Genomic DNA, 19,793 nt, shown 5'->3' with positions numbered 1-19,793 from the left:
AAGAAAGGAGTTTTCAATTGATTACTGAGCTATGGATTTATGCAGTGGTTATTAATGTACTTGCCTATTTCACAATGGGGATTGATAAAAAAAGAGCACAAAACCACCAGTACCGAATAAGTGAAAGGACTCTTTGGGTGCTGGCATGGATTGGCGGAGCAACAGGGGCATTTGCAGGAATGAAAAAGTTTCGACATAAAACGAAACATTTTGCTTTTAAATGGGGTTTCCCCGCATTAATGATTATCCAGCTAGTGCTTGTGGGGTATGTCATCATTTTGTCATAGTACAAGCAGACTGAGGATATGCTGTAAGGAACAGCTGAGAATAAACAGGGAGGGCAAAACGTTGGAACAAAAACTCACCCTTATTATGAGTTTCCTCCAGACAGGGTCCATTATGGCACCCATTTTCTTTATTGTATTTCATGTCTTAAGGCAGTTCTTATTTATACCTGTTGTGGTAGTCTGTATTACCGGCGGGATATTATTTGGTGCTTTTGCAGGGACACTGTATTCGGTAATTGGTTTAACATTATCATGCATTGCCTTCTATGTGGCTGTGCATCAGTTTCCCAGATTTATGGCTCGAATATTGCAAATGAAGAATAAGTGTTTCGGAAACAGAAAGTTAAATAGTCAACAAGTTGCTGTTTTACGTTTAATTCCCTTCATTCACTATCACTTGTTATCACTGTGTTTAATGGAAACAAAGAAAGGCCTAAAAGATTACTCCTATGCCTCGTTTTTAACGAATATACCACTTGCTTTTATATATACCATTTTCGGCAATTATATTCGGGCATTTAGCCCAACCTTAATCATTTTACTTCTACTATCACTGTCGCTGCTATTTTATCTGGTAAGGGAAAAGCAAACGGTTATTCCTTGGAAAGAATTTTTTTCACAGAATAGCGCGGGATAACATAGGTGATCAAAGAAAGACTGCCGAGGATTCTCGACAGTCTTTGTGAGTTTCTTATTCTTTTAAAAATTCTTTAACGGGACTTTTCCAGTCGATTACGGCATTCGGATAATTGCGTGTAATCTCGGATTGAATATATAGAAAGTCCTTTCGTTCTAAGCCTTGCAGGGCTGCAGTACTTTTTGGCCAGATGAAAATGGAAACCACTTCAAAGGCTTCATCCGTTGTACCAAGGTATTTTTCTCCTTCGAATAATGCACCCTTATAGGTTAATAAAAAATTTTTCCGAATATCCTGATGATCATCTAGGAAAAAGTACTTTTTGTGCTCATGAGCAAGTTCTAGCTTCCTTTTAGGACTTAGTATATATTTTATAGCTGTATATACTAGGAACAGGATAAAAACGAATATAAGTAACCGGAATAATAGAATCACGGGGTTTTCCTCCTTGTATTTACAGAAGTAGTAGTATATATACGGATAGATTTTCAATAGGTTTCAAATTTTTGATATAATTTTCAAAGATAAAGCATGAAAGAGAGTGGTTCGAGATGAATGTAGAAAAACTATTTGAGATGCAGGAAGCCCTGGATCGTCATATTGAGGAAAAGCATGGGTTGCAAAACACGGATTTAATTGAGAACAAAATTCTAGCTCTGCTGGTGGAGTTAGGTGAGCTAGCAAATGAAACGAGATGCTTCAAATTTTGGAGCCTAAAAGGACCAGCAGCTAAAGAAACTATCCTAGCTGAATATGTTGATGGTGTTCACTTTATTTTGTCACTGGGCATCGCCTGTGAGTTCAGAGATACAGTTAAAGATATGACTGATGGTTTAGATAAGGGACAAGAACCTACGGCTATGTTTATCACATTGTATAGAGATATTGTATTGTTTGATCAAGAAAGAACAAAGTCTGCGTATCGACAAGTATTTAAGAACTATCTAGCGCTAGGGAACCTGCTTGGTTTTTCCGGTGAAGACATAGAGCGGGCTTACGTGGATAAAAACCAAATTAACTATGATCGGCAGAAACAAGGGTACTAAGCATAAAGATGTTGTATAATAATGGATATACATAAGTTTTGAGGGGGAGTACTTGGTGGCAGAATTAGATGAAACTGTAAGGATGCTCAAACGTCTTACCGATGCAAAAGGGGTACCAGGGAACGAAGGGGAAGTTAGAGAATTGATGCGTGAATATATTACTCCCTACGCGGATGAAGTCGTCATTGATGGTATTGGTAGTCTGATAGCAAAGAAAATCGGAAAAGAGGGTGGACCAAAAATTGTCATCTCAGGGCATTTAGATGAGGTTGGATTTATGGTTACTAGAATCGACTCAAAAGGTTTTCTCTGGTTTCAGCCTCTTGGAGGATGGTGGTCTCAGGTCCTTCTTGCTCAACGGGTAACCGTTGTTACGAAAAGTGGAGATTTGACGGGGATTATTGGTTCTAAGCCACCCCATATCCTGACTCCCGAAGCACGAAAAAAACCTGTCGACTTAAAGGACATGTTCATTGATATTGGTGCTTCAAGTGCTAAGGAAGCTAAGGATTGGGGAGTAAGACCAGGAGATATGGTCGTACCATACTTTGAATTTACAGTAATGAATAATGAAAAGTTATTGCTTGCTAAGGCTTGGGATAACCGCATTGGCTGTGCGATTGCCATTGATGTACTTAAGCAGCTTGATGGTATGAACCATCCGAATATCGTATATGGTGTGGGGGCAGTTCAGGAGGAAGTCGGTTTCCGTGGAGCGAAAACGTCAACGTCTATGATTAAACCAGATATCGGCTTTGCTGTTGATGTAGGAACGGCGGGGGATACACCGGGAATCAGTGATAAAGAATCACAGGGGAAATTGGGGAGCGGTCCTCAAATAATTCTGTATGATGCCTCGATGATCTCTCATAAAGGACTCCGTGATTTAGTCGTTCATACAGCGGAAGAATTCAATATTCCTTATCAATATGAATCGATTCCAGGAGGCGGAACAGACGCAGGGGCGATTCACTTAACTGCTAACGGTGTACCGGCGCTTGCGATTACGATTTCTACTCGTTATATCCATTCACATGCCGCTATGCTTAATCGTGATGATTATGAACATACGGTTAAATTACTTGTGGAAGTTATTAAAAAATTAGACCGTGAAACAGTTGATACATTAACATTTACTTAACAAACGAAAGGGTGCTAAAGGGCACCCTTTTTATTTTTTTACTTTTCTGAAGGATAATCTTTTCGTTTAAGATCTTTTGTACCGGGTACATAGTAGATATGACAACGAAAGCATCTTAAGGAGGAATATAGATAATGACTAAATCCGTATATGGAGTATTTGATTCAAATGCAGAAACAATTAGAGCGATTAATACACTTAAAGCAAAAGGTTATGCAAGCGACGATATTACAGTCGTAGCTAAGAATGAAGAAACAATGAATTTAGACAATCTTAACCGTACTGTGGATGTGAATACGGTAGTTACTGAAGACGATTCATTTTTTGATAAAATTGTCCACTTTTTCGTAGACGACAACCGGGATAGTTTATCAGAACGTCTTTCGAATGTAGGCTTATCAACTAGAGAAGCAGAAGCTTATACAGAAGATGTGAAAGATGGCAGGGTATTAGTTCTTGTCGAAGGAACGGGCAACGTTGGAGAAGGAACTGTGACTAATGAACCAGGTGTTGCTTTAACCAGCAAACAAGAAGAAATTGATTTAAGAGAAAAAAATTCAATTTCATCAGGTATAACGAACAATCCTGATCCTAATATTTTCCCTTCTACTACAAGCAATGCTCTTCCACAAGAAGAAGATCATACTGTTGTAACAGGAAATGTAGCAGAGCGTCCAATATACGATCCAAGTGATGATTTGGTTACTGATGAAAAAATGAATGAAGTTGGCTATGAAGAACGAAGCCGAGGTCGCTTTAATGGTCAACCAAGTGATTCAACAACAGGTGATATAAAGCACCATAATTTTGATTTAGATGAAAAGGCGTTAACAGAAGATAGAGTAGACAACGAAAAAAAGCTGAATGATGTGGGGTATGCAGAAAGCAGCCGAGACCGTTTTGATGGGGAAGAGAATGATCCAAATACAGCGGTTTTCCCGCCAACACAAGGAAATAGTGAAGGGAATCCAAATCATAACACTCCTGTGACAACAAAAGGAGCATCTCGCCAGGTCAACCATCCGACAACGGATGAATTGGTCAAAGATGAAGACAATTTAAATACAGTTGGCTATGCTGCAAACAGTCACAGTCGCTTTGATTTAGATTCAGAAACCAAAAAAGAAGAAAAAAATGAGCCCACTATGCGCGATGAACAAATGGATGAAAAAGGATACAAAGTCATCAGCCGTACCTTAAATCCAAATGATGAAGAGACTAAATCATCAAGAAAAACTTATTAATGAAATGTGGAAGCTGTCGAGAAATTCTCGATAGCTTTTTCATTTGTTACGAGGCTGGAGGGGGAGAAAAATCGTTTAGTAATCCTTCCTATGGGTATTAATAGGTATATGGAAAAAACTAGGGAGGAATGATTATGGAAACGAAGGTATATGGAGTATTTCATCAAAATGAAGTGATTCAAGAAATACAAGCACTTCAAGCCAAAGGATACAAAGGAAAAGAAATAACGGTGTTAGCAAGCAGTGAAGAGGAACTAGAAAGATTGGATGAAAAAGGGCTCGAACATGTAAAAACGTTTTCAGATGAAGATGACGAATCACTGGTAGATAAGGTAGCTAGGATTTTTATGAATATTGGAAAAGAAGATTTAACAGACAAACTTGCCGGTGCAGGTTTATCTGACACAGAGGCGCATGCATATATGAAAGAAATTAATGAAGGAAAAGTAGTCGTTTTGGTAAACGAAGGTTCACACCTTGTTGAAGGGACAAAAGCAGGCTATATGGAGCAAGTAAAACCACATAAACAGCAAAATAAAAAGGATACGCTGCCTGTGACGAAAACATCAATCCCTGATGGTGAAAAGACAACGTATCAAACCAATGAACAATCACCAAGTGAAGCGGAGCAAGTAAAAGACTTTGAGTCTAGACAGCCCGTAAGTGATCCCAATGCTGATCCTGTTTCATCTAAGACAAAAGAATCGAATATAATTGGACGGGAATTAACTAATGAGGCGGACGATGTTCAACTCGATAATGATGGAAATGCACTCATTCATGATGAGCAACTGAAAAATCGAATCAACACCGATCATTTGTAATCAGTAAATGTATTAGGCTGTCGAGAAAACCTCGATGGCTTTTTTGTTTGATGAGAGATATACAGGGTTGGTCGTACACATATGGCTCGAAATTTAAAAACACAATAGCCTAAGGCTATTGTGTTTTTAATCCTGTTTCGAGAAGCTGGAGCATTTCTGCCTTTTCTGATTCACTTGCATTTTGCCAAATGACTTCGAACAAAACGCCAAGGCCTGGAAGCATTTTTTCTTCTCCGTTCTGAATGGCATCTACAATTGTGTCCTGTAATTGTTCTTGGGTATTCCCTGTAACGTTGTGAATAATGGCATTACGTAAATTCAGGTTCATTTTTTTATCCTCCTCATTCAGTACTCACATTGATAGCTTGCACAGATCGGCATGCATTATGTATGCAAATTACGTTATAATAGGAAAATCAGTCAGCATAAAAGGAGAGTTCAGCCTTGAACTATATCGAATCAGTTAAAAACACTAAAGTAAAGCAATGGAAGAAGCTATTAACCAAGAAAGAAAGAGATAAATCCGGCCGCTATTTAATTGAAGGATTTCATCTTGTTGAGGAAGCGTTAAAAGAAAAGAATAATGTCCAAGAAGTGATTATTAGCCAAGATACGGAATTACCTGCGGGCTTTACAATAGAAGATACTGAAATTATTTATGTGGCAAAAGAAGTGATGAAAGTAATTTGTGATACAGAAACACCACAGGGAATTGCTGCGGTATGTGAGCAGAAGACGCAGAATTTAAGTGAGATTAATCCCCAAAGACTACTCCTGGTTGATGCCGTTCAGGATCCAGGCAATATCGGGACCATAATTCGGACAGCTGATGCAGCAGGAATGGATGCTGTTATTTTAGGCGAAGGCTGTGCAGATGTGTATAACTCGAAGGTCATTCGTTCAACACAAGGTAGTATATTTCATATGCCGGTTATCAAGGCTAATCTTTCAGAGGTAATTGATTCATTGATGGGTCAGGAAGTACCAGTTTACGGTACTGCGCTTGAAGGAGCTGTACCGTTTGAACAAGTTGAAAAAACAGAGAAATTTGCGCTTTTAGTTGGTAATGAGGGGCAGGGAGTGAGTAAGGAATTGCTCGCTAAAACGTCTCAGAACCTGTATATTCCCATTCACGGTAGAAGTGAGTCACTCAATGTGGGGATTGCAGCAGGAATTTTAATGTATTACCTGAGAAAAAATTCATAATCGATTTGCTACCCATCCTGATTTATACTATAATAAAACACAATTGTATAAAGTTAATCGACTGTGACGGAGACCAGTAGCAAAACTCAACCATTCAGGGAAAAAATGCCGAGACTGAGAGCATTTTATGGCGCGCTTTTTGTGAATTCAACTCTTGAGTCGGCATCGGGATGGTCTCTTTATGTGATCGAAAGATGCCCCGGCGAAAAGCCGTTATCTAAATTAAGTGAGCACCCTTGGTGATTTTGGTGCTAATAAGGGTGGTACCGCGATACATAAACCTCGTCCCTTTCTGGGATGGGGTTTTTTTGTGTTCCAAAAATCTTTTTTTATAAGGAGGAAACATCATGCAAGAACGTCTGCTTGAACTGCAGCAGGAAGCGCTGCAAAAGGCAACCGAAGCGACCGAATTAAAGGAATTAAATGATATTCGTGTTGCATATTTAGGGAAAAAAGGACCGATTACTGAGGTATTACGAGGCATGGGGAAATTATCTGCTGAGGAACGTCCGAAAATTGGTGCATTGGCTAATGATGTTCGTGCTGCGATTGCTTCAAAAATCGAAGAAAAACAGCATGCTTTTGAAACAGCAGCTGTTAACGCACAACTAGCCTCTGAGAAAATCGATGTAACCCTTCCAGGACGTCCAGTTAATAAGGGAAACCAACATCCATTAACTCGCATTGTTGAAGATATTGAAGACTTGTTCATTGGGATGGGTTATACAGTTGCTGAAGGTCCTGAAGTGGAAAGCGATTATTATAACTTTGAAGCGTTAAATCTGCCGAAAAGTCATCCAGCACGTGATATGCAGGATTCTTTCTATATTACTGATGAAATTCTTATGCGTACACATACATCTCCTGTTCAAGCACGTACCATGGAGATGCATAAAGGGATAGGTCCGGTTAAAATCATTTGTCCTGGTAAAGTGTATCGTCGAGATAATGATGATGCAACGCACTCACATCAATTCATGCAAATCGAAGGTCTTGTGATTGATGAAAACATCAGCATGAGCGATTTGAAAGGAACCCTTGAAGTATTTGCGAAGAAAGTATTCGGTCAAGATCGGGAAATTCGTCTTCGTCCAAGTTTCTTCCCATTCACTGAACCATCCGTTGAAATTGATATCTCGTGTAAAATTTGCAGCGGCAAAGGCTGCAGTGTTTGTAAGCACACTGGCTGGATTGAAGTACTTGGCGGTGGTATGGTCCATCCAAACGTACTAGAAATGGCTGGTTTCGATTCGAAAACATATTCTGGATTTGCATTCGGAATCGGTGTAGAGCGTATTGCCATGCTTAAATACGGCGTTGATGATATCCGCCATTTCTATACAAATGATCTGCGTTTCTTAAAGCAATTTCACACCCATGAATCAGAATAAATTTAAAAGGAGGACCTATCATGTTTGTATCTTATAAATGGCTGCAGGAGTATGTAGATCTTTCAGGCATCAGCGCTGATGAGCTGGCAGAAAAAATTACAAAAAGCGGCATAGAGGTTGAAGGAGTAGAAAAGAAGAGTGAAGGATTAAAAGGTATTGTGATCGGTCATGTTGTTGAACGTGAACCGCATCCAAACGCTGATAAATTAAATGTCTGCCAAGTTGACCTTGGAAGTGAAACCGTTCAAATCGTTTGCGGAGCGCCAAACGTGGATAAAGGTCAAAAAGTAGCTGTAGCTACTGTTGGAGCTGTATTACCTGGTAACTTCAAAATTAAAAAAGCGAAACTTCGCGGAGAAGCATCACACGGAATGATTTGTTCACTAAAAGAGCTTGGTATCGATTCTAAGTTGGTTGCCAAGGAATATGCGACTGGAATCTTTGTTTTTCCAAGTGATGTTGAAGTAGGTACAGACGCCTTACTAGCGCTGGGTCTTGACGATGAGATTCTTGAACTAGGATTAACTCCGAATCGTTCGGATGCGCTAAGTATGCTTGGTGTGGCTTATGAAGTTGGAGCGATTTTAGGACGTGAAGTGAAATGGCCGGGAATTTCAACGGAAGAAGCTGCTGAAAAAGCATCTGATTTCATCAATATTAAAGTAGACAATGCTGAGGATAACCCGCTTTATATTGCGAAAGTGATTAAAGATGTGAAAATTGGACCTTCGCCGTTATGGATGCAGACTCGTTTAATGGCAAGCGGTATCCGTCCTCATAACAACGTCGTTGATATTACCAACTACATTCTGCTGGAATATGGTCAACCGCTTCATGCATTTGATTACGATCGTCTTGGTTCAAAGGAGATTGTGGTAAGAAGAGCAAAGGATGCTGAAAAAATAATCACTTTAGATGAAGCAGAACGCACATTAACAGCTGAACATCTTGTGATTACAAATGGTACGGAGCCTGTTGCGATTGCAGGTGTTATGGGTGGAGCAAATTCTGAAGTAAGACAGGATACAACGACCGTTATTATTGAATCAGCTTATTTTGCAGGAACAGTTGTCCGCAAAGCTTCGAAGGATCATGGTCTACGCAGTGAAGCAAGTGCCCGCTTTGAAAAGGGTGTAGATCCTGCTCGTGTTCGTGCTGCAGGAGAACGAGCTGCACAGTTGATTTGTGAATATGCTGGCGGAACTGTTCTCGCTGGTACAGCAGAATTTGATGAAATGAAGATGGAGCCTCAGGTAATTTCGATTACGTTAGACAAGATCAATACCCTTCTTGGTACATCGATGACTGTATCAGAGGTTGAATCCATCTTTACCCGTCTTCAGTTTGGTGTTGAATTAGATAATGAAACGTTTATCGTTACCGTGCCGACTCGCCGTGGAGATATTACCATTGAAGCCGATCTAGTTGAAGAAGCAGCTCGGTTATATGGATATGATAATATTCCAGCAACATTGCCAATCGGCGAAACAGCTCCGGGCCGTCTAACTGACTATCAATTAAAACGCCGCAAAACACGTTCTGTTCTTGAGGGGGCAGGCTTGAACCAAGCGATAACTTATTCATTAACGAGCAAGGAAAAAGCCGCACAATTTGCCATCGAAAATCGTGAATCCATAACACTTGCCATGCCAATGAGTGAGGAACGCAGCCAGCTTCGATTGAGCATCGTTCCACAGCTGCTTGAAGTACTTAAATATAATAATGCCCGTTCAATCGATTCACTTGCTCTTTATGAAATAGGAGCGGTCTTCCTTAAGCAAGATGGTGAAGAACTTCCTGAAGAACGCGAGCATATCGCTGCAGCGATGACGGGCCTATGGGAATCACATTTATGGCAAGGTGAGAAGAAACCAGTTGATTTCTTCGTGGCCAAGGGAATTTTGGAAGCTTTATTCACTGAACTAGGCTTGAATAGCCAAGTTGAATATCGTCAAGCTGAAACCATTGCCGACATGCACCCTGGGCGTACAGCAGAGATCTTACTGAATGGCCGTGTCATTGGCTTTATTGGTCAGATTCACCCAACGCTTCAAAAGGAACTTGATTTGAAAGAAACGTTTATCTTTGAACTTTCCTTTAAAGATGCAGCTCAAGCTAACGTTGCGCCGATTGCTTACCAAGTAATCCCGCGCTTCCCGTCCATCTCTCGTGATATCGCGTTAGTCGTTGATACGAATACGGTAGCAGGCGATATTAAAAAGGTCATTATTGAAGCAGGCGGTTCCCTTCTGAAGGAAGTCAGTATTTTTGACTTATATGAAGGAGAGCACATGGAAGCTGGTAAAAAATCACTAGCCTACTCGCTGAAATACTTCGATCCAGAACGGACGTTGACAGACGAAGAAGTAACCAAAGCACATGAAAAGGTACTAACAGCCGTTAAAGAAAAATCAGGCGCTGAATTAAGAGGATAACCAATAAGTAGAGGTTCGGAATGGTTTCATTCCGAACCTCTTTTCTTTTGGCTATGTTAAAGGAAAAGGTTGATTTCAAGATTCACCAAAAAATGAGTATGGAAAATTTTTCCACGCTCATTTTACTATTCTACCCTTTTTTACTAAAGACCCCTTTAGTTCAATAATTTTCAAATTCAGTTTCTAAATCTTTTAGGATAACATCTATATTTACCACTGCTGTATCATCATCAGTTGGAAAAATAGACAGTTTTATTCCATCGTTTTTCATTCCACTAAGCCATTTATCAATAAAATCATCCAGGTTAATTAATTTAGCTTTAAAATCTATCCATTCACTTTTAGCACAGGATTCTGCAAATCCTCTTTAGGAAAGAATGGAATCAGTGTATTACCTTTCTCATCTTGTGTTGTGACCCATCCATCATTATACAAAGCCCTAACCTCTTCATAATCTATAACTTTTTTTATGAAATACTCGTATCTAATATTTGGTGGTTGTTTAATTACTGCTTCAAACTCTCTTTTATTCATGAGAAACACTCCTAATCCTATTAACAAAATATCTTTCCTGTTATTTTACCACTTACTCCTTGCTCAACTAATTGCCCAGTTAGGTTAAGTTGTAACCTTTATAAACAAAGCCAAATTTACTAAGAATCAATCCGTAACTTTAACATAGCCTTACTTTTTTAAGTTTAGAAAGTCAGTTGATGGGAGTGTTGGCGTGAAGACTCCTGCGGGAACAGCGGGACAGGTGAGACCCCGCAGGAGCGTAAGCATTGATGCGGCTCACCGCCCGCCCGCGGAAAGCGAAGCGTCTGGAATGTAAATCAACATCTCGATTTTAAAGATCTCACCTATTTTTTTTAGTTGATTGTGTGAAAAGCATAGTTTTAATGCACAAGGTGGCTATTGTGCAGAACTATTCTAAAAGTGTGCACATCAGGGGGATTTGTGTGCAAAACTAGGAAAAAAGTGTGCAAAAGGTATTTTGCTAATCTTAAACAGGCTGTCGATCTCTCGACAGCCTGTTTCCGTTTATTGATAGGTATTTTGGTAGATTACTTTAGCTTTTTCTGTATTGGCGAAATGGACTTTCGTGAAGCTGTTGAGCGCTTCGAATCCTTTTTCATGGATGAGCCTGGCAGCTGCTTGATCCACTGCCGGGCCTGCCCCTTTTGGAATCTTGAAGCCTGCACGTTCACTTAAAATGTCAAAATGCTTGACGAATGCATAGCGGGCTAATATCGAAGCGGCAGCTACTCCAAGATGAATGCCTTCAGCTTTAGTGCTTAAATAAACAGATTTGGATGAAAATACTTCTTGTCCCTTTAAGTAATTAAAGAATACGTCAGGCTGAGCAAATTGATCGATTAGAATTCCCTCAGCTTGAACGGGATCGATTTTTTTGATTACATGTTTGATAGCTTGATTATGAAGCAGTGCCTTCATCTTTCCTTGTGACATACCTTGTGCTTGCAGCGAATTGTATTTAGGATTAGCGCAAACGAGTAAGCTATAGGGTACTAACTCTTTCAATTGCTCGCCAATTTCAAGGATTTGCGGGTCCTTTAAATGTTTGGAATCCTTTACGCCAATCTCCCTTAACAGCGACAGATGCTCCTTATCTGCATATACCGCAACAACGGTAATCGGGCCAAAGAAGTCACCTGTTCCGACTTCATCGGAGCCAATTACCGACATTCTCCCAATTTCCGGAGGAGGGGAGTAGCGGTGTTGTTTGATAGAAGGCAAAGATTCTGAAGGGGCAGCTGTTCCCCATCTGCTCGCTTCTGCGTCTGCCTCATCACCTTGAAATAATACTTTTCCAGATTTGTAAGCTGTGATCGTGCAGGATTGTAACCGGGCAGCAAACAGACTGCCAGGGGGCAATTTCTCTAGCAAATGAGCAGAATAATAGCGTTTAACATTTGAAATTTGGTCGGGTGAGAGAAGGATAACGACATGAGACATCAAATATGCTCCTTATACATTAATATTTTCCGTTAATTTACAAAAAAATAGGCGGAGGCTGGTGAATTGCCAGTCCTCACTCTTTCAAGAGGAAAAGCTTCATGATATGATATAGACTAGGATTCTTCAGAATGGAGGCATCATTTTGTTAGACGAAAAAAAAGAAAAATAACAGTTGATATATATGGCCAGCAATATACAATCGTCGGTGAAGAAAGTTCAAGTCACATTCGAATTGTTGCATCCATGGTCGATGATAAGATGCGGGAAATTAGTGCCATGAATCCTTCGCTGGATACGGCTAAGCTCGCAGTATTGACAGCCGTTAATACCGTACACGATTATATGAAATTAAAAGAACAAATTAACCAGCTAGAACTGGAATTACTGAAAAAAAGGGACTGAGTACATGCTTGACTTGGCAATTTTAGCCATCCTCTTGATTGGCTTTTTAATTGGTTTAAGACGTGGGTTTATTCTGCAGCTGATCCATTTAACAGGATTTATTGTTGCCTTTATTGCTGCTTATGTATATTATGGCGACCTTGCACCAAGGTTAAAGTTATGGATTCCATATCCATCACTTGGAAATCTATCAGGTTTAGAAATGATACCTGACAGTGTAGGACTGGACACAGCTTATTATAATGCTATTGCTTTTGCTATTATTTTCTTCGGTGCCAAAATTATTTGGCAGCTGTTTGGTTCAATGCTTGATTTTATCGCACATTTGCCTATCCTAAAGCACCTGAATAGGTGGGGCGGCGGTATTTTAGGTTTTGCCGAAGTTTATCTTATTATGTTTATTCTATTATACATAGCTGTTTTACTGCCAATAGAGGCGGTACAGACGCCAATTAACCAGTCTTTCCTTTCCGAGGCAATCATCACGAAAACGCCATATTTCTCGAATTTGGTGAAGGAACTTTGGTTTAACAAGACTCTTTAAAAAAGCAGGTGTAACGGATGACGATTAATAAGAAAGATATAATAAAACTATTAGAAACGATTGCTGTTTATATGGAATTGAAAGGTGAAAATCCTTTTAAGGTATCTGCTTTCAGAAAAGCCGCTGCTGCTTTAGAAACAGATGATAGAAGTCTTACCGAAATTGAGGATTTCACAGCGTTAAGCGGAATAGGTAAAGGAACTGCTGCTGTTATTGTTGAATATATCGAACATAATAAATCAACGGTTTTAGAAGAGCTGCAGGAAGAAGTGCCTAAAGGTTTAATCCCATTATTACAGCTTCAAGGTCTCGGTGGCAAAAAAATTGCTAAGCTTCATAAAGAACTTGCTGTCTGTGATGTGGAAGACTTAAAACGTGTTTGCGAGGAAGGCAGGGTTCGTGATCTAGCGGGATTTGGTAAAAAACAGAAGAAAAAATCCTTGATGCGATTAAAGATGCAGGCTCACGTCCTGACCGGCTTCCACTCGCTTTCATGCTCCCCATTGCCACTGATATTGAGGCGTCGCTTGGAAATATGGAAGGTATTATTCGGTATTCGAGAGCAGGCAGTATCCGCAGAATGAGAGAAACAATCAAGGACCTCGATTTTATTCTGTCAACGGACAACCCAGAACAAGTGAAGGACCAGTTGTTATCACTACCAGGAATAAAATCGGTCATTGCTGCAGGAGATACAAAGGTTTCGATAAACTTAGATTATAAATATGAGGTATCTGTAGATTTTCGCATGGTAAAAGACCATGAATTTATTACCACACTGCATCATTTCACCGGTTCGAAGGATCATAATGTACGGATGCGTCAACTGGCCAAGGATCGTGGCGAGAAGATTAGTGAATATGGTGTCGAGCAGGCAGAGACCGGAGATATAAAGACCTTTGATAGTGAAGAAGAGTTTTACCATCATTTTGGATTACCGTTTATTCCGCCAGAACTCCGTGAGGACGGAACGGAGGTAGACAAGTACTCGGATGATTCTCCGCTCATTTCTTTGGAAGGTATTCAAGGGGATCTGCACATGCACACGACCTGGAGCGACGGAGCACATACAATTGACGAAATGATTCAAGCCTGCCGAGCTAAAGGGTATAAGTATATGGCGATAACCGATCACTCCCAATACCTTAAGGTAGCGAATGGACTGACAGCTGAAAGACTGCGGGAACAAAAGAAAATCATCCATGACTTAAATGAAAAATATGATGATATTACCATTCTTTCAGGAATCGAAATGGACATTCTGCCGGATGGTACATTAGATTATGATGATGAGCTTTTGGCTGAAATGGACCTTGTAATTGCCTCCATTCATTCAAGCTTTTCACAACCTCGCGATAAAATTATGGACCGATTAAAAACAGCTTTAAATAGTCCACATGTGGATATTATAGCCCATCCAACGGGAAGACTGATTGGAAAACGTTCAGGTTATGAAGTAGATATGGACATGCTGATTGAGCTGGCCGCTTCAACGAATACAGCATTAGAATTAAATGCTAATCCAAACCGCTTAGATTTATCTCCAGCTAATGTTCGTAAGGCACAGGATGCAGGAGTGAAAATCGTGATTAATACAGATGCCCACAGTATAGATATGCTCGAACATATGACTGTTGGTGTATCGTCTGCAATTAAAGGCTGGCTAAAGCAGTCTACTGTACTTAATGCAGGCACAACTGAAGACTTACTTACCTTTTTAAAGAAATAATATAAACTACTATACCTACGCAAGAGGGAGGATTTTTACTCCATGCATTCGAAAGTTTTGAAAACATTGGAATTCGACAAAATTAAAGAACAACTGTTAACCTATGCTTCTTCAAGCATTGGGAAGGAACGTGCTTTGCAATTAGCTCCGTCCACAGATCTTACAGAGGTAATTAAATGGCATGACGAAACAGATGAAGGTGCAAATGTACTCCGATTAAAAGGAAATGTCCCGCTTGGTGGTATTTTTGACATTAGGGGACCAGCCAAACGTGCTCAAATAGGCGGTGTGCTTAGTCCACATGAACTGATGGAAGTTGCCAGCACGATCCGCGCTGGACGGATTCTTTCTCGATTTTTTCAAGATGTGGCAGAAGATGAACATGAAATTCCACTGATTTTGGAATATATGGAGACGCTAAACCCTCATCAGGAACTGCAAGAAACGATCGGTTTCGCGATTGGAGAACATGGTGAAGTCCTAGATTCAGCAAGTGATAAGCTGCGGACACTGCGTAATCAGCTAAGGACAAATGAAAGCAGAGTCCGTGAAAAATTAGAAAGCATGATTCGTTCTTCTAATGCACAAAAAATGCTTTCAGATGCTCTGGTCACGATTCGTAATGATCGCTTTGTTATTCCTGTTAAGCAGGAATACCGTAGTGTGTATGGCGGGATTATTCATGATCAATCTTCATCAGGTCAAACGTTATTTATTGAACCTCAAGTGATTGTGGAGTTAAATAATGTCCTACAGGAAACACGTATTAAGGAACATGTTGAAGTAGAACGAATTTTGATTGAACTTTCGGCTGCGGTTGGAGAACATACGCATGAATTATTGCAGAATGTAAAGATTCTCGCTCAAATCGACTTTATTTTTGCAAAGGCTCGGTATTCAAAAGCTATTCGTGGTTCTAAGCCGAAAATAAATGATGAAGGCAGAGTCCGTCTATTCAAGGCAAAGCATCCGTTAATACCTGCAGATGTCGTTGTCGCGAATGATATTTTTCTCGGAGATACTTTTTCGACAATTGTAATTACCGGACCGAATACTGGCGGTAAAACCGTTACACTTAAAACGATTGGCCTTTGTACATTGATGGGACAATCAGGTCTGCAGATTCCAGCACTTGATGGTTCAGAAATTGCTGTTTTTAAGGATGTCTTCGCAGATATTGGTGATGAACAGTCGATTGAACAAAGTCTGAGTACCTTCTCTTCTCATATGGTTAATATTGTTGAAATCCTAAAACATGTGGATCATGAAAGTCTCGCATTGTTTGATGAGCTTGGAGCAGGAACGGATCCACAGGAAGGTGCGGCACTGGCCATCTCGATTCTCGACGAAGTGCATAAACGAGGTGCACGGGTTATTGCCACTACCCATTATCCTGAGTTGAAGGCTTATGGCTATGATAGAGATGGTGTGGTTAATGCCAGCGTTGAATTTGATGTTGAATCACTAAGCCCTACCTATAAGTTATTAATTGGAGTTCCAGGACGAAGTAATGCATTTGAAATCTCCAAACGATTGGGTCTGAATGACTCTGTCATCCAAAATGCCCGCAGCCATATTGGCGAAGATACAAATAAAGTTGAGAAGATGATTGCCTCACTTGAAAGCAGTCGCCGCCAAGCGGAAATTGATCAAGAAGAAGCAGAAACCTATTTAAAGAATGCCGAAAAGCTGCAGCGGGAACTGGAAGAGGAATTCCAACACTATCAAGACGATAAAGATGCCATGATGGAAAAGGCTGCTCGTAAAGCGGCTGACTTAGTGGAGAAAGCTCGTGCGGAAGCGGAAGATATTATCTCAGAGTTAAGGAAAATGCGCTTTGAGAATGCGAATATAAAAGAACATGAACTAATTAATGCTCGTAAACGTCTCGACGAAGCGGCACCTGTTATTAAGAAAGCTAAATCAAAACCGAAGCAGCCTTTGAAGCAAGAGTTAAAGCCAGGTGATGAAGTGAAGGTCATTAGCTTTAATCAAAAAGGTCATCTAATAGAAAAGGTTTCGTCAAATGAGTGGCAAGTACAAATCGGCATCATGAAAATGAAGGTAGCTGAAACAGACCTCCAGTATACTCAGACACAAAAACAAAAAGAACCTAAGCCGATGGCGACAATTAAAGGCAGAGACTATCATGTCAGCCTGGAACTTGATTTACGAGGCGAGCGCTTTGAAAGTGCCATTTCACGAGTGGAAAAATATATTGATGATGCCTTATTGGCAAGCTATCCAAGGGTTTCAATTATCCATGGAAAGGGAACCGGAGCACTTCGTCAAGGTGTACAGGAATACTTGAAAAACCACCGTTCTGTAAAACGAGCCCGTTTTGGTGAAGCTGGAGAAGGCGGCACGGGTGTTACGATTGTAGAATTTAAATAATCTTCATAAATTCGGGGGAACCGCATGGAGAAAATCTGGGGAAATGAATATGTGTTCATCGCTGCCTATTATAGTGTTGTAATTTTATGTATCGTGGTCTTTTTAGCGGTTTTTGAATTGGTGACAAAATATAAAAATTGGCAAGAGATAAAGAACGGAAATCTTTCCGTAGCTATGGCAACTGGCGGTAAGATTTTTGGGATTTCTAATATTTTTCACCAATCGATTCTTCACAATGATTCATTACTGACCATGATTGGCTGGGGTGTCTATGGATTTGCTCTGCTTCTCATTGGTTACTTTATCTTTGAGTTTTTAACGCCTGCATTTAAAATAGACGATGAAATTCAAGCTGATAATCGAGCGGTTGGGTTAATTGCGATGATTATTTCAATTGGTTTGTCCTATGTCATCGGTGCCGGAATATCGTAAGCTTAGTAAGGGGGAAAAGAAGTGGAACGGCTTGCAAAAATCCTTCTAGTTATCTGTGGGGTATTCTTTTTACTTGGAATCATCTATATGGGGTTCATTGCCTAAGTGAACCAAATCTTCTTTCAAGGATTGAGTTCGGGATTGTCCCGGGCTCAATCCTTTTTATTTTATAAAAAAGTTTTTCTCACCTAATCGTACAGTTTCATGAGTCTTTTTCCTTAATTTTTGTATTCCTTTGGATGAGATGTAATTGTCACTAGGTCTTCGTTATACTATAATAAAAGGGAATAGTTTGAATTTTTAATAATAACTGTCAAGGAGGGGTCTGATGGGTAAAAAGCCATGGTTGGATATGTATCCAGCCGATATACCAGCTGTATTGGAATATGAAGAAAAACCTTTGCAATCATTTTTAAAGGAAATCGCGCTTAAATTTCCTAATAAAGTTTCTACACACTTTATGGGAAAAGAAATGACGTTTAAGGAAATCTATGAATCTTCACTGAAGTTTGCTGCTTATTTAAAACAAATCGGCCTTGAAAAAGGGGATCGAGTAGCTATTCTGCTTCCTAATACGCCCCAATGTGTGGTCAGCTATTTCGGGATATTAATGGCCGGAGGTACCGTGGTCCCAACGAATCCGCTGTACACAGAGCGTGAGCTGGAATACCAAATGAAGGATTCAGGAACCAAAATTATTATTACAATGGATATTCTATTTCCACGTGTTACGGCTATCACCCCAAGGACAGAAATTAAACATATAATTGTAACCGCTATCAAAGATGCCCTGCCATTCCCTAAAAATCTTGTGTACCCATTTATTCAGAAAAAGGAATATGGCATGGTCGTTAAGGTTGCCCATGCAGGGAATCATCATTTGTATACAGAGATTATGAAAAAACCGGTGCCAGAAGAACTGAACATACCAGTAAATATCAATGAAGACCTTGCACTGATTCAATACACAGGGGGCACTACGGGACATCCGAAGGGCGTCATGCTCACCCATAAGAATTTAATTGCTAATGCAAAAATGTGTGAAGCGTGGCTCTATCAAACAAAGCCAGGTGAAGAACGAGTAATGGCTTTGCTGCCTTTCTTCCATGTTTACGGAATGACAACTGTTTTAGTACTCTCAATTATGCAGGGGAATACCATGATTATCGTACCTAAATTTAATGTCGAAGATACATTAAAAACCATACAGAAACAGCGTCCAACTATGTTTCCAGGTGCACCAACCATCTATATTGGCTTGTTGAATCACCCTGACATTAAGAAATATGATCTATCTTCCATAAATGCCTGCATTAGTGGTTCAGCTGCTCTGCCGGTCGAGGTTCAAGAACAATTTGAACGAATCACGGGTGGTAAATTAGTTGAAGGCTATGGTTTGTCAGAAACGTCACCGGTTACGCATGCCAACTTGATTTGGGATGAGCCCCGTGTTAAAGGAAGCATTGGTCTGCCGTGGCCTGATACAGAAGCAGCTATTTTATCTCTGGAAACAGGTGAGCCGGTGGAAACATCAGAAATCGGAGAAATTGCCATTAAAGGACCACAGGTTATGCAAGGCTACTGGAATCGTCCAGAAGAAACAGAAGCGACCTTTAAAAACGGTTGGCTATTAACTGGAGATTTAGGGTATATGGATGAAAAGGGCTACTTCTATATTGTTGATCGGAAAAAGGATATCATAATTGCCGGCGGGTATAACATCTATCCACGCGAGATTGAAGAAGTTCTCTATGAACACGAAGCTGTGCAAGAGCTTGTGGTAGCAGGGATACCAGATCCATATCGTGGTGAAACCGTGAAAGCTTATATTGTTTTGAAAGAAGGAGCAAGTGCAACAGAGCAAGAATTGAATCAATTCGCTAGAAAACATCTGGCGGCATACAAAGTACCAAGAATTTATGAGTTCCGTAATGAATTACCTAAAACAGCCGTTGGTAAGATTTTGAGAAGAACATTGGTGGATGAAGAAGTAAAAAAATTAGCAGAAGCAGATTTAAAAAACGCATAAACTGAGTTGGAGTGGCAAAACTTGCTCCTGTTTTTTTAGATGGTTATTGGACAAACTTTATAGTACCCTTAA

Annotated in this window: 16 protein-coding genes, 3 pseudogenes and 1 other annotated feature; of the genes and pseudogenes, 15 read left to right on the top strand and 4 right to left on the bottom strand. The window is 40.1% G+C overall.

The annotated features are described in order from the left end of the window. Together WYK_RS11305 and WYK_RS11300 are read left to right on the top strand one after the other, a co-directional pair. Positions 1-287: DUF1294 domain-containing protein (locus WYK_RS11305; RefSeq protein WP_328286281.1), on the top strand; the 287-nt coding region annotated here is incomplete at its 5' end. Between the two features lie 61 nt (positions 288-348). Next, on the top strand, positions 349-924 hold the full coding sequence (locus tag WYK_RS11300) for a TVP38/TMEM64 family protein (protein WP_152526459.1): 576 nt from the start codon (positions 349-351) through the stop codon (positions 922-924). Positions 925-978: 54 nt separating this feature from the next. On the opposite strand, the gene WYK_RS11295 is transcribed toward WYK_RS11300, so the two are convergent. After that, the gene (locus WYK_RS11295; RefSeq protein ID WP_040374596.1) at positions 979-1,359 is read right to left on the bottom strand and encodes a hypothetical protein; all 381 of its coding nucleotides are present in this window, start codon (positions 1,357-1,359) and stop codon (positions 979-981) included. Between the two features lie 116 nt (positions 1,360-1,475). Between WYK_RS11295 and WYK_RS11290 the strand changes: the two genes are divergently transcribed. From WYK_RS11290 to WYK_RS11275, 4 genes are all read left to right on the top strand, one after another. Then, entirely contained in the window at positions 1,476-1,970 is a 495-nt protein-coding gene (locus WYK_RS11290) for a dUTP diphosphatase (RefSeq protein WP_040374595.1), read from the top strand. A 55-nt stretch (positions 1,971-2,025) separates the two neighbouring features. Then, positions 2,026-3,111 (top strand): M42 family metallopeptidase, encoded by a 1,086-nt coding sequence (locus WYK_RS11285; protein ID WP_040374594.1) that lies wholly within the window; start codon positions 2,026-2,028, stop codon positions 3,109-3,111. Positions 3,112-3,245: 134 nt separating this feature from the next. Then, positions 3,246-4,355, top strand: coding sequence for a YflT domain-containing protein (locus WYK_RS23320; RefSeq protein ID WP_051387453.1), 1,110 nt, complete (start codon positions 3,246-3,248; stop codon positions 4,353-4,355). 134 nt (positions 4,356-4,489) lie between these two features. Beyond that, on the top strand, positions 4,490-5,179 hold the full coding sequence (locus WYK_RS11275; RefSeq protein ID WP_040374593.1) for a YflT domain-containing protein: 690 nt from the start codon (positions 4,490-4,492) through the stop codon (positions 5,177-5,179). Between the two features lie 115 nt (positions 5,180-5,294). On the opposite strand, the gene sspI is transcribed toward WYK_RS11275, so the two are convergent. Continuing rightward, positions 5,295-5,507 carry a small acid-soluble spore protein SspI gene (gene sspI, locus WYK_RS11270; RefSeq protein ID WP_040374592.1) on the bottom strand — a complete coding sequence of 71 codons (213 nt, stop codon included), beginning with the start codon at positions 5,505-5,507 and terminating at the stop codon, positions 5,295-5,297. A gap of 116 nt (positions 5,508-5,623) precedes the next feature. Here sspI and WYK_RS11265 point away from each other — a divergent pair, with 116 nt between their 5' ends. The 3 genes from WYK_RS11265 (at position 5,624) to pheT (ending at position 10,211) form a co-directional block, all read left to right on the top strand. After that, positions 5,624-6,385, top strand: coding sequence for a TrmH family RNA methyltransferase (locus WYK_RS11265; protein WP_040374591.1), 762 nt, complete (start codon positions 5,624-5,626; stop codon positions 6,383-6,385). 54 nt (positions 6,386-6,439) lie between these two features. Continuing rightward, positions 6,440-6,678 (top strand) — a binding site (T-box leader). Between the two features lie 54 nt (positions 6,679-6,732). Further along, positions 6,733-7,776, top strand: a complete 1,044-nt coding sequence (gene pheS, locus WYK_RS11260; RefSeq protein ID WP_040374590.1) for a phenylalanine--tRNA ligase subunit alpha — start codon at positions 6,733-6,735, stop codon at positions 7,774-7,776. A gap of 20 nt (positions 7,777-7,796) precedes the next feature. Then, positions 7,797-10,211 (top strand): phenylalanine--tRNA ligase subunit beta, encoded by a 2,415-nt coding sequence (pheT, locus tag WYK_RS11255; RefSeq protein WP_040374589.1) that lies wholly within the window; start codon positions 7,797-7,799, stop codon positions 10,209-10,211. A gap of 160 nt (positions 10,212-10,371) precedes the next feature. Here the strand turns inward: pheT and WYK_RS11250 are convergent. Together WYK_RS11250 and rnhC are read right to left on the bottom strand one after the other, a co-directional pair. Continuing rightward, a pseudogene (locus WYK_RS11250) lies at positions 10,372-10,745 on the bottom strand (DUF2750 domain-containing protein). 507 nt (positions 10,746-11,252) lie between these two features. Next, the gene (rnhC, locus tag WYK_RS11245; protein ID WP_040374588.1) at positions 11,253-12,188 is read right to left on the bottom strand and encodes a ribonuclease HIII; all 936 of its coding nucleotides are present in this window, start codon (positions 12,186-12,188) and stop codon (positions 11,253-11,255) included. A gap of 153 nt (positions 12,189-12,341) precedes the next feature. On the opposite strand from rnhC, the pseudogene zapA reads away from it, so the two are divergent. The 6 genes and pseudogenes from zapA to WYK_RS11215 form a co-directional block, all read left to right on the top strand. Next, positions 12,342-12,593 (top strand): annotated as a pseudogene (zapA, locus tag WYK_RS11240) (cell division protein ZapA); the annotation flags it as partial. Positions 12,594-12,597: 4 nt separating this feature from the next. Then, complete coding sequence (locus WYK_RS11235; RefSeq protein WP_040374586.1) at positions 12,598-13,137, top strand: CvpA family protein; 540 nt, start codon at positions 12,598-12,600, stop codon at positions 13,135-13,137. Positions 13,138-13,154: 17 nt separating this feature from the next. Next, positions 13,155-14,866, top strand: a pseudogene (polX, locus tag WYK_RS11230) (DNA polymerase/3'-5' exonuclease PolX). 42 nt (positions 14,867-14,908) lie between these two features. Next, positions 14,909-17,260 carry an endonuclease MutS2 gene (locus WYK_RS11225; protein ID WP_040374585.1) on the top strand — a complete coding sequence of 784 codons (2,352 nt, stop codon included), beginning with the start codon at positions 14,909-14,911 and terminating at the stop codon, positions 17,258-17,260. Positions 17,261-17,284: 24 nt separating this feature from the next. Next, the gene (locus WYK_RS11220; RefSeq protein WP_040374584.1) at positions 17,285-17,692 is read left to right on the top strand and encodes a DUF350 domain-containing protein; all 408 of its coding nucleotides are present in this window, start codon (positions 17,285-17,287) and stop codon (positions 17,690-17,692) included. 325 nt (positions 17,693-18,017) lie between these two features. Beyond that, entirely contained in the window at positions 18,018-19,721 is a 1,704-nt protein-coding gene (locus WYK_RS11215) for a long-chain-fatty-acid--CoA ligase (RefSeq protein WP_152526458.1), read from the top strand. Positions 19,722-19,793 lie beyond the last annotated feature (72 nt).

Source organism: Peribacillus psychrosaccharolyticus ATCC 23296 (genome assembly GCF_000305495.1).
Taxonomy (GTDB): domain Bacteria; phylum Bacillota; class Bacilli; order Bacillales; family DSM-1321; genus Peribacillus; species Peribacillus psychrosaccharolyticus.
The sequence above is the reverse complement of the archived record's forward strand: the minus strand, read 5'-3'. Positions and strand labels throughout refer to the sequence as shown.

Coding starts and splice junctions, on each gene's coding strand:
- WYK_RS11235 (WP_040374586.1), top strand. CDS start 12,598: ATGCTTGACTTGGCAATTTTAGCCATCCTCTTGATTGGCTTTTTAATT.
- WYK_RS23320 (WP_051387453.1), top strand. CDS start 3,246: ATGACTAAATCCGTATATGGAGTATTTGATTCAAATGCAGAAACAATT.
- pheS (WP_040374590.1), top strand. CDS start 6,733: ATGCAAGAACGTCTGCTTGAACTGCAGCAGGAAGCGCTGCAAAAGGCA.
- WYK_RS11290 (WP_040374595.1), top strand. CDS start 1,476: ATGAATGTAGAAAAACTATTTGAGATGCAGGAAGCCCTGGATCGTCAT.
- rnhC (WP_040374588.1), bottom strand. CDS start 12,188: ATGTCTCATGTCGTTATCCTTCTCTCACCCGACCAAATTTCAAATGTT.
- pheT (WP_040374589.1), top strand. CDS start 7,797: ATGTTTGTATCTTATAAATGGCTGCAGGAGTATGTAGATCTTTCAGGC.
- WYK_RS11225 (WP_040374585.1), top strand. CDS start 14,909: ATGCATTCGAAAGTTTTGAAAACATTGGAATTCGACAAAATTAAAGAA.
- WYK_RS11220 (WP_040374584.1), top strand. CDS start 17,285: ATGGAGAAAATCTGGGGAAATGAATATGTGTTCATCGCTGCCTATTAT.
- sspI (WP_040374592.1), bottom strand. CDS start 5,507: ATGAACCTGAATTTACGTAATGCCATTATTCACAACGTTACAGGGAAT.
- WYK_RS11275 (WP_040374593.1), top strand. CDS start 4,490: ATGGAAACGAAGGTATATGGAGTATTTCATCAAAATGAAGTGATTCAA.